Source organism: Blautia sp. ZXY-1-B12, from assembly GCF_056339915.1.
In genome coordinates, this window is the sequence record NZ_JBWJVP010000002.1 from 32,371 (window position 1) to 49,834 (window position 17,464).

Here is a 17,464-nt window from a genome sequence, read left to right on the forward strand (position 1 = left end):
TTAGAATTTCCCGATATTCAGATATTATACCATTCTTATCTGTGTCCCCTGGATTTCTCTTTCTCTACGCGCTCACGTTCTGCATCCTCAGCCTCAATAGAACGCATGATAGCCATTCTCTGATTCTCGATATGCTGGAAAGAAAGCTGTTTCGCGCGTTCCACGTCGCGCTCTCTGATCGCCTTTGTCAGTTCCTCATGTTCCTTCACCAGAACATCTCGTGTTTCACCTTCTTTCAGATATTCTACACGATAACGATAAATCTGCTCACGCATATTGTTGAGTACCTGGATCAGCCTCTTATTATCAGAAGCCTGATAAATAACCTCATGGAATGCAACGTCAGCCTCCGCAAGCTTAACAAGATTTCCCTCTGCGATCGTATGTTCAAACTCCTTGGCAGCAAGCCAGAGTCTCCTCATTTCTTCTTCAGTCATACGGGCACATGCTTTCTCAATAGCTACATTCTCAAGAGCAATACGAACCTCCAGAACATCATTCAGATCCTTCTCTGTGATATTGGCAACCTGGGCACCACGTCTCGGGATCATCACTACCAGACCTTCCTGCTCCAGCTTACGCATTGCCTCTCTGATAGGAGTTCTGCTCACGCCAAGTCTCTCTGCCAGCGCAATCTCCATCAGTCTCTCACCAGGTTTCAGTTCGCCCTTCAGGATTGCCTGACGCAGCGTATTAAAAACCACATCCCTTAATGGAAGATATTCATTCATATTTACTGAAAAATCACTTGTCATTTGTATTCCCTCCTGCTTTCGTTACTTCTGTGGCAAAAACCGTCTTCGCCAGCCGGCTCTCTCTGAGAACCTCTGCTGCCGCCTCCATCTTCTCACGATCATCAAAGATTCCGAACACTGTAGGACCACTTCCACTCATCATCGCCTTTAACGCACCATGACTCTCCATCAGTGCTTTGATTTCGCCAATTACAGGATATTTCTCTATAATTCCCGGCTCAAAAACATTTCCCATCTTCTGTGTCATTGCCAGAAGATCTCCACGTTCTATATCTCCCATCATCCCGTCAATATCCGGATGAGAAGAAATCTTATCCAGCTGAAGGCTCTCATAGGCAGCTTTGGTGGAAACATTGATTCCGGGCTTACCGATCAGTACAAAACAATCCGGCACCTGAGTGATTCTGGTCAGTTTCTCCCCGATTCCCTCTGCCAGGGCAGTTCCTCTCATCACACAGTACGGAACATCTGCCCCGATATTCACAGCACGATCCATCAGCTCCTTCTGGCTCAGTCCCAGTTTAAAAAGCCGGTTGATCCCCACCAGTGCAGCTGCCGCATCCGAGCTTCCGCCTGCCATACCTGCTGCCACAGGAATAAATTTCTCAAGATGGATATCCACACCACCCTTAACCTGAAATTCATCCATCAGAAGCTTCGCCGCCTTATACACCAGATTTCGTTCATCATTCGGAATATAGGAATAATTGACAGACAGGGAAATCCCCGGCTTCCTCACCCTCTTCATCTCCAGAACATCATACATCTGTATCGTCTGCATGATCATCCGGACTTCATGATAGCCATCCTCTCTCTTTCTGAGAATATCCAGTCCCAGATTTATCTTCGCCAATGCACGTAAACGCATAAAATCCTCCGTTTCCAGCAATATCATCCGTATATAACTGTACTTTCGCAATTATATTTGTACTTTGTATACAATAAAACTCTTTGTGCATATTTTAAATCATTTTTTTTTAGTTTTCAATATAGGAGTTTTCATTTTTTCTGGAAATTTTTTTCATTATCATCCCTGCCTGACAAGAATTAACGACTGCCCCGGCTTTACCTCTTTTTCCGTAAGACTGTTCACACCCGAAATCTCATCCACAGTTGTATAAAATTTCTTTGCAATATCCCACAGAGTATCTCCGGCCTTTACAATATAGACCGTAATTCCCGGCATACTTTCCAGTTTCTTACGATCCAGCGGCTGTTCTTCCACAGATTCAATAAGCTGCTCTTCCCACTGTCTGAACACAAGCACATTCAGTCCCACCGCCGCCTTGACTTCAATCTCATCCCCATCTGCCATTGCAGTGGAAAGCTGTTCAAGGTCAGCCTGAAGTAAATATGTGCAATCCTTCCCGATCTCTTCTGCCTCGATCAGATGGGTAAACGGAAGCATGGCATCCATAGAATAAAACGGCATTTCATCATTTCCAATAATATACAGGATCTTGAGTGCCACAATTCCTTCTGCCACAATTCCCTTATCCGTAATCCTGGTCTTATCTACTTTTACCTTACCGCTGCTGTGGCAAAGCTGCAAAACTTTTCCCTGACTCTCCTTAACTTCTATCCGGTCTGTCAGACGACACCTGGAAAAATTCCGTACCAGAAGACTTTCCAACATTTCCTTTTTCCGATGAAGAACACATTCTTTGTGTGGGCTGTATGCATCAAGAAGAAGTTCATGCTCCTCTTCCCTGTACATTTTCATATTTAATTCCAGTACCACATCCACCTGCAGGATACGTTCTTCACCATCCGGATCAGGCTTTACCTCTATCCCCTGATGAAGAAGAGACACCTCAATATGTGGGATCAGATCTTCCATACAGCCACTGCATTCCATCTCATTGGAAAAAGGCATGGTATACTCCAACCACTGAGGTGGATTCTCCTCTTCATACCCTGTATACAGAAGAAAAACTGCAAGCTCTCCTTTCACCCGGAGTTTGTTCTCTCCCGGCCGCAGGTCCAGATTCCTCGGTTCAGCCATATACCACAGAAGGTTTTCTACATTCGGTCTGTTTGACGCAAGAGTAATATCATCCTTAATGCGCAGGGTATCTTTTTTATGTACACGAAGACTCATAAGCCGGACTTTCTCCGTTTTCACAGAGACTTCCTGATCCTCTGCGGAAACCGGAAGTTCAACGACTGCCAGTTCATCTACCACTGCATAAAAAGTTACAATTGCTTTAATATTCAGTTTTCTGGAATGGATCATATGAACACTGAGATCCTCAATCTCCCATTTCAGACACAGCTTATCTCCCCCTTCGATTCCCTCCAGATTAATCATCTCATCCAGCGGAAGCTTCGCAGAAAGGCTGTAAATCCTGCCCTCTTTTTCCCCCACATAAAGCAAATCTGCATTTAATGTCCCTTTAAGAAGCGCTCTTCCTTCACTCAGCCGCACCTCCTCCATGGAAACATCCGCTTTGCTCTGCACCAGTCTCCCGATATCCGGTTTCACATCGGGCACATTATAGTCCTCGTCAAAAGTCGCCTGCGCTGCCGCTTTATTTTTGATCCGCAGCATCTGAATACTTTCTTTTTTTAATTCCAACCTGCTTCCTTCCTTTCTCTGTTTACTTTATAATAAAACCCAAAAATTCTATCGGTTTCTCTGTTTCTCTGATTTTCAGGACAATACAGGGATAAGACGGTTCACTGCCTGCATCCGCTTTCTCCGGACCTATCAGCCTTGTCTTGCAGAATACTGCGTTCTCTGATTCGGAAACCTCCTCCACCTGAATACTGTACCCTCCTGTAAGCTGCTCTCCATATCCCTTCATCAGATACCTTATATCTCCCACCTGATAGGTCATCTGAAATACTTTCTTTTTTCTTCTGTTCCATCAGTTCTGAAATCTCTTCCGGAATTTCCTCCTGCTTTACGATCGTATATTCCAGAGGTGTACGTTCGCCCTCCTCAATCCTGATAAACTGACAGCCCGCCGGCAAAAGAGCCAACAGCAACACACAGAGCAGTCCTCCTGTCCTTTTGCCCATAATGCACCCCTGCTCATTCTTCGCTAAATATTCTATGCCGGATACAGCCCTGTTATTACCATACTCCATGCTATATATCCGACAATAACTGCTTTTCTGCAGGAAAGAATCCTGTCCTGAGTGCTTTATTTAATGCCAAAAAATCATTATACTATGATTTATTTCTTGCAGGATATCTCATAATTCCTTATAATAACTTCTATACTTATATATGGGCATCAGCATTATATAATGCCCGGAAAGGAATTAACGAATGATACGATTTATCCTCGTCTGTATTGTTGTGATCGGATACCTGATCCTGTCCATCCCCATCCTGCTGGTCGAATGGATCATCGGCAGATTTTCTCCTGAAAAGAAGGATATCAGCTCCCTTAGGATCATCCAGGCAGTATTCCGATTTATCCTTAAGATCACCGGTGCAAAGATTACTGTGATCGGAGAAGAAAATGTGCCAAAGGACACACCTGTACTTTATATCGGCAACCACAGAAGCTACTTCGACATACTTCTTACTTACTCCCGCTGTCCGATCCGTACAGGCTACATTGCCAAAAAAGAGATGGAGAAAATTCCTCTTCTTTCCACATGGATGCGTTATCTCCACTGTCTCTTCCTTGACAGGAAAGACATCAAACAGGGACTCAAAACGATCCTGACCGCAGTAGACAAAGTAAAATCCGGAATTTCCATCTGTATTTTCCCGGAAGGAACCCGAAACAGAAATAAAGATGAGCTGGACATGCTTCCCTTCCATGAAGGAAGCTTCAAAATCGCTACCAAGGCCAATTGCCCGATCATCCCAATTGCGATCAGCAATTCAGCCAACATTTTCGAGGCACACTTCCCGAAGATATCTCCTGCAAAAGTTGTAGTAGAATACGGTAAGCCGATCTATCCGGATGAACTGAGCAAAGAAGATAAGAGGCATGTCGGAGAATATACGCAAAACGTAATTCGCGAAATGCTTATAAAGAACAAACCACTGACTGAAAAATAATAAGACCATCAATAGTCCGACAGAGCGTAGAAACAAAAATTTACGCTCTGCCGGACTGTTATATATCAGAATTTCCATTGTATCTGGACTGATCCGGGAAATACCTTAAGTGACCTGATCATCTTATCAACTGTAAACCTCTTCTCCTCAAAATCAATCTCTCCCCACAGACTTATATTAGATGCTACCTTTTCCATCTGCTCCGGTGTCGCATGATTCTCCGCAAGCACCGATAATTTCTCCAGCTTTAACTGATGCATCTGGTCTATTTCTTCCACTCTCTGATTAATATAATCTGTCAGTGTTTCTCCGGCACCTGCCAGAGAATCCACAAGCAGAGAAATCTCCTTTTCCATTTCCTCAATCTCCCTGTAAATCTGCTTTACCTGCGGATTTTCATTTAACTTCGTATAAGCGGCAGGAGACTGTCCTTCGCGCAGCTTACGTACCATCTCTTTATATACATAATTCTCCACATCTTCAGTATAAACCTTCCCGCACCCCGGGCAGGCTTTGTTGTTCAGACGCTTCGTACATCTCAGGTACTGTTTACCGGACTGTATTTTAATACTCATAAGTGCGTATCCGCAATTGCCACATTTCACTTTCCCTGCCAGCCATGTATTCACAGCTTTCCGGTTGGCCTGAATCGTTTTATTTCTCATAAGCTTGATCCTGCAGTTCAGCCACTGCTCCGAAGACACAAGCCCCTCATGAGGTGCCACCACCAGCATATGTCCCTTAAGATTCTGCAGCTTATCTGTCTGCGCATCCCGCCCCTGATAAAGATAACATCCATGAATCCCGTCAAACTGCTCCGGACTGCTTACTATATTGGTTCCATGGCTCCTGAAAAAACGGTACACATCCATATCAGCCCGCACATATACCGGATTTCTCAAAAGCTGGGCCAGCATGGAACGTATCAGTTCCTTTCCGTAGAACTGCACCCCCTTTTCTGCATAATATCTGGTGATATCCCCATAAGAAGTGTCCGGTTGTTCGTACATATCAAAAATTTCCCGCACAATTGCCGCTTCCCCGGGTTCTTCCACAAGCTTCTTTGTATGGATTCCCTCCATCAGAATCTCCTCAAGCCGATAACCATAAGGAGGCTTGCCGCCCATGCGAAAACCTTTCTGACTTCTGGAATAATATGCGTCGCTGACACGCTTCTGAATAGTCTCACGTTCCAGCTGCGCAAACACAATGCAGATATTTAACATTGCCTCTATCTATAAAGGTGTGGTTAACTCTGATTCTTTCTCCGTCCACGACTTTGATATCCTGACTCTGTATCCACTGGATTTTGAAGAATTTCTGTGGGCCAATGCTGAGTTTGCCCTTACAAGAGAAATCCGCAATCATTTCTCCGATTTCAGCTCAATGGGAAAGAAACTCCACGAAAAAGCCCTGTCACAGTTCCGTCTCTATCTGATCATCGGCGGAATGCCTGCTGCCATTATGGAATACAAAAAAGAAAAGAAGCTCCTGCTGGTACCTGACACCTAGCAAAAGCTCCTTACATCTGTATCCTGTTGACACCGGATTATGCTCATGCATACTGAAAATCCCTGCCTTCCAGCTTCTGTCAGGAGAAGAAACCACCGCCGGTACAGCCTGTATCGAAACCTTTCTGGCACAGCACTTTATCCGGAATGGCTATGCCCTCTCCTACTGGTCCAGCGGCAACCAGGCGGAAGTTCCCTTTTTACTGTCCAAAAACAGTCATTTTATTGCCATAGACTACCGCACCACCCCACATCAGAAATGCAGGAACCTTATGCAGCTGAATAAATCTTCTCTCTCTCCTGCACCCACGCAAATGTATTTAATCTCTGCCGAAGACTTCAGGCAAAAAGAAGCTTATCAGATCGTGCCTTTATATGCGGTATTTTGCATATAGAACGTGGCAGATACAACAGGCAAAAGCAGACTCCGGCCGATAGTTCTTCTCGCTTTCACATCTTCGGAAACGAAGAAAAAACATCTTCAGCCATATCTCTCTGATATGGCTGAAAACTTTTTACGCATTGTTAAGGCTCTTCCTGATAGAGTTTTCCATTTACCAGTATTTTTTTACATAATTAACAGCCTCTTCCTGTGACAGGGAAAATTCATTCATGATGTTTCTGACTGTATCTGTCTCACTTATATTAAAATTCCTGCAGGTCCTTACAGTCGCACGAATGCCTTCAAGGATACCTTCCCATCTGCCTTCCTGACGGCCTTCCTGTCGACCTTCCTGTCGACCTTCTTCAACACCTTCCTGTCTTAACTCTTCCAATGCATTACACATATTGATCTGTCCCCCTTTCTGCTCCGATTCCAAAGCATGGTCAATCAGTTTCTGTGATTCTGTAATGGCTCCTATCACAAGTCCAAGATCTGCCGGAATATTATGATCCCTGTAAACTTCATTGATCTTCGTATAATCCCTGGCATAGATCAAGCGGCTCACGTCAAACACCATATTTACGTCCGGATCGCTGAAACATAGTTCTCCACTTGATCTTACCTGTACCAGGTTCATACGGTAATCAGATACCAGTGATTCTATCTTTTCGGGGATCTCCAGCATATCCTTCAGGGAAAACGGACCATCCCATTCACTTTCTCCATAATATACACACAGACTAATCACCGGATGCAGCCGGTCGGTCTTCTTAAAACCTGACAGGAATTCATCCGCTGAATGGAAATCCCCGTTTTTCTTATTTACTGCTGCAATCTCATCATATTCTTTCATGTAAGAAAATGCATCTCCAACCATATGGCGCAGCGGCATCGCATAGTGGATCTTTGCCTGATTTTCCAGTCCCCAGAGAACAAAGTCCACACCATATGCCGTCTTCTTTACAACATCCAGGATCTTCTGTACTGTTTCCGCATGACCATTAAATTTCAGCATGGAGGAAACATCCGTATCTGCTTCTGTAAGATCCTGCGGCTTCAGCACCTGTTCCCCGTTAAAAAATACTGCATTGAACAGATCCGCAAAATGTCTGTTGTCTCTCCAGAAGTTCTTCAGTATGGTATCTGGTTTGATCTTATTTTTTTCCGCCGTATCCAGCACCTCCCGTTGATTTATTTCTGTTATCAATATAGCATAATTATTACCTTGTTTCCACGAAAGGAACTATAAAAATTATTAAAAATCTGAAAAGTGCAGAGTCGATTTGTTTAATTTGTTCTTTTTTTTATTTCGTCAGCTGTAAAAGAGCATATAACTACAAAAATACCGCTCTAATACGTAAAAAAGGCAGTTATAAATAACTATTTTTTCAGGGTCGTGCATGAATTTCTAATCAGAGAATGTGCTTTTTAATCAAAAATTAACCTATCCACTACCCAAAGGGGAACTATAATCATGACAAAGATTAAAAACACAAAGAAGGGCGTGGCAAAAAAGACATTAAGTATGTCACTTGTTGTTGCAATGCTTGCTACTTCTAATGTGCCGGTATGGGCTGCTGAGTTCAGTGATGATTTTGATGCTGCTGTAGCTACTGAAGCTCCGGTTACTGAATTTAGCGATAATACAATAGAAACTCCAGCTATTGAAGAAGAAACAACAGAAGCTCCAATGGCTCAGGCAGTTGTTGAATCTGATGATCTCAGTGTTGATGTTTCAGTTTCTGAATCTGCCGAATTTACTGGTATTGTATCCGTTTCTGGTACAATTAATGCAAGTGATCTGGATAAATGGGGTATTGACAAACAGACAATTGCTAATTATGATGTTACTATTAAAGATGGTGTAGCAACTGTAATTAATGATACTATCAAAGTTCCAGTATCTGAATATACAGTTACAAAGAATAGTGATGATACTTATACAGTAGCTGCCAAATCTACATCTAAGAACTATACTGGTTCAAAGACTGTACAGGCAGAAGGTAAAGCTGAAAATAAAAAACCAGATGCTCTAATGATCAGCAGTGTTAAAGTTGTTGGCAACAAAGCGACTGTAATCCTTTCTGGTGCTTCCGAAGGTGCTGCAGGTTACGACTAAGTAATCTCTACAGACCGCGACTGCATCACAAACAAAGATTATGATTCCGTAAACAAGAATCAGGTTCAGACCTCTACTACATTCAAATATGTACAGCAGGGAACCTACTACGCATACTGCCACGCTTGGAAACGTGATGAGAACGGTAAGAAAGTATTCAGCGACTGGTCAAACGCATACCCATTCGTTGTATCCGCAATCACACCGGATGCTCCAGTTATCACAAACGTTAAAGTAAGCGGATCTACTATCAAAGTAACATACAAAGCAGCTGCAAATGCAACTGGTTACGATGTAGTACTGGGAACTGGCTCCAAGAAAGAAAACGGTGAGACACGTCCATACCAGTATGGCAATCACAAGAAACTGAACCTCAAAGAAGGTACAGTAACAGCAACATTCAAGAACGTACCAAAGGGAACATGGGTAGTTGGAATGCATGCATTCAACAGAACATCCGAAGACGGAAAGAAAGTCTTCAGCCCATGGTCAAACCTGAAAAAGGCTACTGTTAAATAATCCATTTGGGTAATTAATACAGATTCCTAAAAAGAAGGCCCGGTCATTGCGACCGGAGTCTTTCTTTTTAGGAACTTTTTTCCACACTCCCAGACAATTACATGATATAATCAACATACAGAAAACCATTACTCAAAACATCTCTATATGAAAGGAAGTCACGTATGAAGAAAAGAAAATCATGTTTTATCTGGCTCTTGTGCATTCTTCTCCTGGTCACAGCCTTACCTTCTGTAAATTTTACAGATGTCCAGGCAGCATCTGTCAGCAGTACTTTCACCGGATGGAAAACCTTCGGTGGAAAAAAATACTATTATAAGAATGGCAAAAAGCTGACAGACCTGCACAAAATCGGCAAGTATTATTACTGTTTTGCAGCAGACGGTACCATGCTTACAGGATGGCACCGTATTCATAATCGTTTCAGATATTTTGGCAAACAGACTGGAAGAATGCGTATCAATCAGACTGTAAATAGACGAAAGATCAACAGTAAAGGTGTCTGGACTCCTGTTATTGTACTGGATCCGGGGCATTCTGCTGTTGTTGCCGGTGGCTATGAACCTCTTGGGCCTGATTCCAGCCAGCTGAAAGAGAAAGATACGTCCGGAACCCAGGGTGTTGCTACAGGTGTGGAGGAATATAAGCTCAACCTGAGCATTGGTCTTCAGCTAAGAACCCTTCTTCAGAAAAGAGGTTTTAAGGTAATAATGACCCGAACCAACAGTAAAGTAGCTCTCAGCTGTATTGACCGCGCAAAAGTGGCAAATAAGGCAAACGCGAATGCGTATATCCGTATCCATGCCAATGGAAGTGATAATTCCTCTATCAGTGGAGCACTGACTATCTGTACAACCAGAAACAGTCCTTATATTTCATCTATGTACAGAAAAAACAAAGCTCTTTCTGAGGCTGTGCTCAATGCATATGTGTCAGCTACAGGATGCAGAAAAGAATACGTCTGGGAAACAGACTCTATGACCGGAAATAACTGGAGCAAAGTTCCGACAACGATTATCGAGATGGGATATATGAGTAATCCTTCCGAAGACCGCCGTATGCAACAGAGTTCTTATCAGAAAAAAATGGTACGGGGAATTGCAAATGGAATTGAGAATTACCTGATCAAATAGCCTTGCTTTTGTGTCGCAGACAGTTTATACTGGACTGAATGGGTATAAAAAATAATTTGGAGGATTTTTCAAATGAAAATTGCAGTAACATATGATAATGGAGAGATTTTTCAGCATTTTGGAAAAACAGAGTCTTTTAAAGTTTATGAAGTGGAAGACAACAAAGTAGTTTCCAGTGAAGTGATCGGTTCTAACGGTACAGGACATGGTGCACTTGCAGGTCTGCTTGCTGAGCAGGGTGTAAATGTTCTGATCTGCGGTGGCATCGGCGGTGGTGCTCAGACAGCTCTCACAGAGGCAGGAATCGAATTATGCGCCGGAGCCCAGGGAAATACTGATCAGGCAGTTGAAAGCTATTTAAAAGGTGAATTAGTGTCTTCCGGAGCTAACTGCGACCATCACCATCATGAAGAAGGTCATTCCTGTGGCAGCCATGAGGAGGGACACTCCTGTGGAGACAGCTGCGGTGGCGGATGCGGTGGATGTGGCGGATCACAGCCACAGCTTACAGGACGCAATGTAGGAAAAACCTGCCGCACACATTACAGAGGAACTTTCAATGACGGAACACAGTTTGATTCTTCTTACGACCGTGGCGAACCGCTGGAATTCATCTGCGGTGCAGGCCAGATGATCAGAGGGTTTGATGCTGCTGTAGCTGACATGGAAGTTGGTCAGATCATTGATGTTCACCTTATGCCTGAAGAAGCATACGGTATGGCAGATCCAAACGCTATCTTCACTATGGAAATCGCCCAGCTTCCAGGTTCCGAAGATCTGACAGTTGGCCAGCAGGTATATCTGTCAAATCAGTTCGGTCAGCCATTCCCTGTTAAAGTGACAGCTAAAGATGAGAAAAACATTACATTTGATGCAAACCACGAAATGGCTGGAAAAGAACTTAACTTCAAGATTGAATTAGTAGAAGTGAAATAAGACAAATACTCAGGGCAGCCTCCCGGCAAAGATTTTGCCGATGAGACTGCCCTGTTTTATACTTTATTTACTAAAGTGATAGTGCTTTTTGTAGTTTTATAATTTACGAGTAAAGATTTATCGTTTTTGTGGGCTTACTGTATATTCGCTTACCGTTTACTGTCTTAAAAGCTTTTACATAATAGTTATAAACCCAGTACATGCCTGTCTGGGAATCATAAGCTTTTGTGTCTTTCCAGGTTGAGACAGAGGATTTCACTGTTTTGGCTGCAGAACCATTGCGGTAAATTACATATCCGGAAGCACCGGCTACTTTTGTCCAGGAAACCTCTGTACCACCGTTACTCATTTTACATGAAACTTTAGATGGAGCCGGGACAGCAGCTTTTCTTGATTTCACCGCTGAAAATTTAGAATATTTGTTTTTTCCACTTGCGTTGGTTCCATAAGCACGGACTTTAAATGAATAGGTTACGCCCGGTACTACAGCTGCATCGAAACTGACAGCTCCTGTTTTCAGGGTTTTTATCCGCTTATAAGAAGACTGGGAATCTGTCTTGCAGTAAATCTGGTATCCTTTGGCACCCGGAACCTTTTTCCAGGTTAAATGTATTTGATCTGCAGATTTCTGGGAAAGTTTCAGCACAGGTTTTGTCAGTGGTGTGTTGTTCTCAGATACCTTTACCGTCACCTGACACTGGGTCTGAAAATCTCCGGCAGAAGCAGTGATTACTGCCTGACCATAACCGTTCCCCTGAATGGTTCCATCCTCTGAGACAGACGCAACCCCAGGATTACTGCTTGTCCAGACCACATCTTTTACATCATCAGAGTTAGATGGTGTAAAGGAAGGTGTGAGTTTTTGTGTATTTCCTTCGTCAATTGTCAGATTTGTCTGGTTCAGAGCAATTCCATTAAGTGGAGTTGTCACTACGGGGATTTCATACAGGTATGTGCGGGAACTGTCATAGTTGCCGTTATCATAATTTCCGGATACCCATACAATATTACGTCCCCATAAGATCGGCTGTGAATCCGTCTGGATCGTTACATTCTTGTATAACTTGGATAATATTACGTTTTCGGAAGCATCCATAAGGAGATAATGCAGAATACTCTGTTCTGAGGTTTCCTCTGAGAAAAGGACTGCGTACTGATTATTTCCTACGGGGATAAGTTTTGGTTCTGTCAGAGTTATTTCTGCTCCTGACGGTGAATACTGAGTGAGCCAGATAAATCTGGAAGCCATACTGTTCTTATCTGTGATTATCATAAAGATATTTTTGTTAAGATTCTCATATCCGGTCTGTCCATTCACAGCAAAACCATGGGGAACAGACTTGCCTACTGTGATCAGATTATTTCCTGCCAGAGAAAATCCGGTTACCTCGCATCCGGTATAATTATCACCTGTAGCCCCCATAAAAGGAAAGATATTTACAGCATGATCCTGGGCAATATATCCACCGGAATATGCGGAGAAGGAGGACAGGATCAGACCTCTGTAATAGGCATCCCCATGATCCAGAAAATACACATGAGAGCCGTCATTTACAACAAACTGGTTAAAGGAATGGCTGCAATAAGGCATATCTGAATTAATAAGTGTCATATCCTGAGTGTTAATGACAAAAGTGATATCACTCTGATGATGTATCCCTTCCATCCCATACATTTCCCGTCCTGTATGGACGATCAGGGTAGAACCGATCTGGGTCATGCGCAGGGAAGCAGCGTCAAAAGGAATGTAGATTCCTTCAAACATATTTGTATATCCGCCACCAATGTCCGTTGCACCAAGCAGTTTCCAGGCACGGCTGTATTTAAGGATTCGGACAGCCGTTATGCTGTTGTCTTCGTTCAGATTCTTCTGCCCTGCTGCAACATAAAAGTTCCCGTCTGGTGCAGCATAGAATCCTCCCCACAATGGAAGCGGAAGCTTTACTGTTGTTACATTGGTAACATTAAGATCGGAATTGCAGACAGCATCGTATAAAGTCTGATCTTTCCAGGCAACAATGTGAAGATTTCCTGCCTCATCTGTATAATAGGAAGTATATTCAGGATTTGCCCAGTTCCAGCTGTAAGATCCGCTGTTGATTCCCATACCCTGAAGCTGGGAAAGAGCCTTTCTTCGGCCAAAGGAAGACTTTGAGGAATATGTGGAAGTACCAGCTGTTATTCCCTGACCTGCATTTGCAACCAACGTGTCCCCCTCCTGAACAGAAGGCATTTCCTTTTCATCCGAAAAGAAATCATCGTCTGTCTGTTCCGAAGTAAACTCATCTTCAGTGTCATTGAACTCTCCATTGTTATCGAATTCCTCAGGAGAAAAACTCATCTCGTCGTTTACCGCATTACCCATGTCAGGAATCGCATCAACATCAGATGAACCTGGATTTTCTACAGCTGTTACATTATCCGAGTCAGTAAAATCACCTGCACCATATGCAGGAGCAAAATTCATTAAAATCATGGAAGAAGTCAGCAATAAAACTAATAATTTCTTTTTCATCTGTCAGAGCCCTCTTTTCCCCTTTATCTAAGTTCGATAGTTATACGTTCTTTGATACCGGTTTTAGAATTAACTGCAGTAAACATGATCCTGAAACCTTTGCCTCCCGCTACCGGGATCTTGCTTCCGTTTGCCACGGATTCACTGCGCATCCATCCTTTTTGCAGGTATTCGATCGCTGGTTTCATACTGCCATTCACAGGATTATTTCCACTATATATGTACAGTTTGTCAAGCTTCCATCCTTTTGCAAGAGTAACCGTTGTTTTTACTTTCTTTCCGGCAAATTTTGCGTAGCTGAGACTTGTTTCAGAAGAAGATTTAAATCTGGAACCTGGAACAGTAGTTGCGCCGATCTTTACTGATTTAACAGGATTTACATATTTTTTAACAGTTACCTTTATTTTATATGTTTTACCCTGACATTTAAAAGAAACAGTAGCTGTACCGGCTTTCTTTGGGACTGCCAGAATCGTATAGTATGTCTGTGAAGTGCCGTAGGTGGATTTTGACAGTTTGACAGTGACAACTGCCTTATTACTTGATTTTAGTCCGGAAACTTTGGACGATAAGGAAGCCAGGGATTCTGTTGCCGGCTTCGGATAGGCAACTAAGGTTGCCGATGCAGGAACATGTTCATCTGCCGCCCAACCTGTAGCAGAGGTCACTGCAAACATGGCAATGATCATTCCAAACGCCAGTAAAAAAGAGAGTAATTTTTTGCTTGTTTTCTTCATTCTTTTTCCCTCCTAAAAGTGTATGTTAGTGTTAACTGAACGATTCAGACAGGAACAGCTGTCTGGAGCATTCCTATATACTCAATATAGCACACAACTTTCACAGCGTCCATGACAGATTATGTTGATTTAGCGTGCAAAATTGCCGATAAAGAAAGACTCCGGTCGCAATGACCGGAGCCTTCTTTTTAGGAATCTGTATTAATTACCCAAATGGATTATTTAACAGTAGCCTTTTTCAGGTTTGACCATGGGCTGAAGACTTTCTTTCCGTCTTCGGATGTTCTGTTGAATGCATGCATTCCAACTACCCATGTTCCCTTTGGTACGTTCTTGAATGTTGCTGTTACTGTACCTTCTTTGAGGTTCAGTACTTTGTGATCGCCATAGTGGTATGGACGTGTCTCACCGTTTTCTTTCTTGGAATCTGTTCCAAGTACTACGTCGTAACCAGTTGCATTTGCAGCTGCTTTGTATGTTACTTTAATAGTAGATCCGCTTACTGTTACGTTTGTGATAACTGGAGCGTCCGGTGTGATTGCGGATACAACGAATGGATATGCATTAGACCAGTCGCTGAATACTTTCTTACCGTTTGCGTCACGTTTCCAAGCGTGGCAGTATGCATAGTAGGTTCCCTGCTGTACATATTTGAATGTAGTAGAAGTCTGAACCTGGTTCTTGTTTACGGAATCGTAGTCTTTGTTTGTGATGCAGTCACGATCTGTAGAGATTACATAGTCATAACCTGCCAGCACCTTCGGAATCACCGGAAAGGATTGCTGTTGCTTTGTTTCCAACAACTTTAACGCTGCTGATCATTGGAGCATCTGGTTTTTCGTCTGCGGCTTTTCCATCAGCTTTAACAGACTTAGAACCTGTGTAGTTTTTAGAAGTGCTGTTAGCTGTTACTGTGTAGGTTCCGTCTCCGTTGTTCTTAGATGTATATTCTGTGGTTGGAACAGGAATATATCCGTTCATGACAGTTACGACACCATTTGTAACCTTAACATCGCAGTCTTTGATATCTTTCTTGTCAATGCCCCATGCGAGATCAGTTTCTGAAGAACCAGTATATCCATTGATACCGGTAACTTCTACTTTGTAAACTTTACCGTCTGTAACATTTACAAAATTAACACCACTTGGATCATTATGACCATTTGCCTTTAAGGTAAGGGTATAATCTTTACCTTCAACAAGAGTATTTCCGTTAATCTGAACGAGTACGCTTGGCTTAACCGGAAGTCCTCCTGCATAAGTTGCATTCTGAACATAGACGTTCTGCTTTACGAATTTTACATTCTTAATGGCAAATGCTACATAATCAACAACACCTTTAATGGTTGTTCCATCAGCTGTTGTGAAAGACTTTGTTCCTGTATAACCAGTACCATCTTTTGCAACAACATATACATATGCAATATTATAACTATTATTACTGCTGTCTTTCATTCCTGTATTTTTACCAGAAATATTATCTACATATTTAATTTCGAAATCAGACTCTTTTGCTTTTGAAACTGCTGTTGTGCTACCATTGGCATCTGTCTTGGAAATATTTTTCAGTACTTCACTTGCAAATGTCTTAGCGGTTCCATCAAAGTCAAAGGAATCTCCGGAATAGTTTATTGCTTTTTCATCAGTTACTTTATAGCCCTTTACATTAGATACTGAATTAGCTACAGTAACATTTACACCATTGGAATTAAATACATTTAAGTCTGCGTTTACATATTCTTTGATGATGTTAAAGTCTACTGTAATGTTGGAACCTGTGAAATTCTTATTTCCATCAACCGGTTTTAATACAACAGTTCCTTTTCCGGAAACATTTTCACCGTAGCTTACAATCTCAAACTGGTTGGTGACATCATTGCCATTTAATGTAGCTTTGAATGTACGCGGTCTAACCTGTCTTCCAGTGTACTGGCATTCATCATCTTTATAAAATGTAACTTTTACATCAGATGTATTTGCAGGTGTGATTGTAAAGTTAGCAGATGCAGTTCCGGAATATTTTCCTGTAACACCTTTTACAGTTACTGTACCAGTTCCGACTTCTTTATTATTTGTGATGCTTACCTGCTCGTATTCACCTTTATCACCATAATCAACTTTATCATACAGAGCAATTGCTCCATCGAGTACTGTATATGTAGGGGTGATATTACCGCCGGTATATACATAGCTGGATGGATTGATCTTGATCATATCATTTGTAACTGCTTTTTCAACAATCTCTGTCCATTTATCAGCGCTAGTTGTTTGAGGCATTTCAACTACTGTATTAGCACCCTTATCACCGGCAAAGTTAGGATTTTTAATAGTAATAGTAGCTTTAATAAAATCATGAAGTTCGTTCTGACCGACGTTGTTTTTAGGAACATCGCTATAACCATCTTCATATTCATATTTTATAGAATAATCATCCGCACTTAAGCCTTTAACGATTTTTCCGGTTCTATCTTTTGCTGTTACAACTAACTGAACTTTGTAATCACTTGCCGGACCATTTCCTTTATTGTATGTAACTGTTTTTGGTACAGTCACAGAATCAGCAGATACAATTAATGGCTTAATTTCAAATGGAACTTTATAAGTCTGACCTGCGTAGGAAGAATCACCTTTTACTTTAATTTCGACATATCCGTAGGTTGTAATGTCACCATTTTTGTCATATTTGGAAGCTTCAACATTATTTGAATATCCTGTAATTTCCCATTCGTCATCTTTTAAGGTTTCAGAACCAACTGCAAGGTTTACATTAGAAATTACAAGTTTTCCAAGCTCTTCTTTGGTAGGTTTAAGTTCTGTTCCTGTATAATAT

Annotated in this window: 16 protein-coding genes; 6 read left to right on the forward strand and 10 right to left on the reverse strand. The window is 42.2% G+C overall.

All coding sequences use genetic code 11. The features are described from left to right. Window positions 1-35: 35 nt before the first annotated feature. The 4 genes from AC075L_RS00165 to AC075L_RS00180 form a co-directional block, all read right to left on the reverse strand. On the reverse strand, window positions 36-755 hold the full coding sequence (locus AC075L_RS00165; RefSeq protein WP_476386991.1) for a GntR family transcriptional regulator: 720 nt from the start codon (window positions 753-755) through the stop codon (window positions 36-38). After that, window positions 745-1,623, reverse strand: coding sequence for a 4-(cytidine 5'-diphospho)-2-C-methyl-D-erythritol kinase (gene ispE, locus AC075L_RS00170; RefSeq protein ID WP_476386992.1), 879 nt, complete (start codon window positions 1,621-1,623; stop codon window positions 745-747). The genes AC075L_RS00165 and ispE overlap by 11 nt, the downstream gene beginning before the upstream one ends. Before the next feature lie 159 nt (window positions 1,624-1,782). Beyond that, window positions 1,783-3,333, reverse strand: coding sequence for a DUF3794 and LysM peptidoglycan-binding domain-containing protein (locus AC075L_RS00175; protein ID WP_055058670.1), 1,551 nt, complete (start codon window positions 3,331-3,333; stop codon window positions 1,783-1,785). Window positions 3,334-3,355: 22 nt separating this feature from the next. After that, window positions 3,356-3,595, reverse strand: coding sequence for a protease complex subunit PrcB family protein (locus AC075L_RS00180; protein ID WP_476386993.1), 240 nt, complete (start codon window positions 3,593-3,595; stop codon window positions 3,356-3,358). Between the two features lie 437 nt (window positions 3,596-4,032). Between AC075L_RS00180 and AC075L_RS00185 the strand changes: the two genes are divergently transcribed. After that, complete coding sequence (locus tag AC075L_RS00185) at window positions 4,033-4,779, forward strand: lysophospholipid acyltransferase family protein (RefSeq protein ID WP_022379927.1); 747 nt, start codon at window positions 4,033-4,035, stop codon at window positions 4,777-4,779. 65 nt (window positions 4,780-4,844) lie between these two features. Here AC075L_RS00185 and AC075L_RS00190 read toward each other — a convergent pair whose 3' ends face one another. Next, the gene (locus tag AC075L_RS00190; protein ID WP_476386994.1) at window positions 4,845-6,005 is read right to left on the reverse strand and encodes a recombinase family protein; all 1,161 of its coding nucleotides are present in this window, start codon (window positions 6,003-6,005) and stop codon (window positions 4,845-4,847) included. Here AC075L_RS00190 and AC075L_RS00195 point away from each other — a divergent pair. Continuing rightward, window positions 5,989-6,291, forward strand: coding sequence for a hypothetical protein (locus tag AC075L_RS00195; RefSeq protein ID WP_055060434.1), 303 nt, complete (start codon window positions 5,989-5,991; stop codon window positions 6,289-6,291). The two genes, AC075L_RS00190 and AC075L_RS00195, sit on opposite strands and share 17 nt — an antisense overlap. Beyond that, window positions 6,281-6,685, forward strand: coding sequence for a DUF4143 domain-containing protein (locus AC075L_RS00200; protein ID WP_226852700.1), 405 nt, complete (start codon window positions 6,281-6,283; stop codon window positions 6,683-6,685). Before AC075L_RS00195 ends, AC075L_RS00200 begins: the two co-directional genes overlap by 11 nt. Window positions 6,686-6,844: 159 nt before the next feature. Here AC075L_RS00200 and AC075L_RS00205 read toward each other — a convergent pair whose 3' ends face one another. Next, a complete protein-coding gene (locus tag AC075L_RS00205; RefSeq protein WP_179962980.1) occupies window positions 6,845-7,882 on the reverse strand; it encodes an RpnC/YadD family protein in 1,038 nt (345 codons plus the stop codon). 267 nt (window positions 7,883-8,149) lie between these two features. On the opposite strand from AC075L_RS00205, the gene AC075L_RS00210 reads away from it, so the two are divergent. From AC075L_RS00210 to AC075L_RS00220, 3 genes are all read left to right on the forward strand, one after another. Continuing rightward, window positions 8,150-8,794, forward strand: a complete 645-nt coding sequence (locus AC075L_RS00210; protein WP_055060435.1) for a hypothetical protein — start codon at window positions 8,150-8,152, stop codon at window positions 8,792-8,794. 683 nt (window positions 8,795-9,477) lie between these two features. Further along, window positions 9,478-10,446: an N-acetylmuramoyl-L-alanine amidase gene (locus AC075L_RS00215; RefSeq protein WP_476386995.1), complete on the forward strand. Its 969-nt coding sequence runs from the start codon at window positions 9,478-9,480 to the stop codon at window positions 10,444-10,446. Between the two features lie 72 nt (window positions 10,447-10,518). Next, window positions 10,519-11,382, forward strand: a complete 864-nt coding sequence (locus AC075L_RS00220; protein ID WP_022380208.1) for an FKBP-type peptidyl-prolyl cis-trans isomerase — start codon at window positions 10,519-10,521, stop codon at window positions 11,380-11,382. Between the two features lie 103 nt (window positions 11,383-11,485). On the opposite strand, the gene AC075L_RS00225 is transcribed toward AC075L_RS00220, so the two are convergent. From AC075L_RS00225 to AC075L_RS00240, 4 genes are all read right to left on the reverse strand, one after another. Continuing rightward, complete coding sequence (locus tag AC075L_RS00225; protein WP_118569858.1) at window positions 11,486-13,897, reverse strand: Ig-like domain-containing protein; 2,412 nt, start codon at window positions 13,895-13,897, stop codon at window positions 11,486-11,488. Window positions 13,898-13,920: 23 nt separating this feature from the next. After that, window positions 13,921-14,634, reverse strand: a complete 714-nt coding sequence (locus AC075L_RS00230) for a hypothetical protein (protein ID WP_008707744.1) — start codon at window positions 14,632-14,634, stop codon at window positions 13,921-13,923. A gap of 218 nt (window positions 14,635-14,852) precedes the next feature. After that, window positions 14,853-15,404: a hypothetical protein gene (locus tag AC075L_RS00235; RefSeq protein ID WP_476386996.1), complete on the reverse strand. Its 552-nt coding sequence runs from the start codon at window positions 15,402-15,404 to the stop codon at window positions 14,853-14,855. Then, window positions 15,376-17,464 (reverse strand): hypothetical protein (locus AC075L_RS00240; RefSeq protein WP_476386997.1); only part of this gene is annotated, 2,089 nt, incomplete at its 5' end. The genes AC075L_RS00240 and AC075L_RS00235, both read right to left, overlap by 29 nt.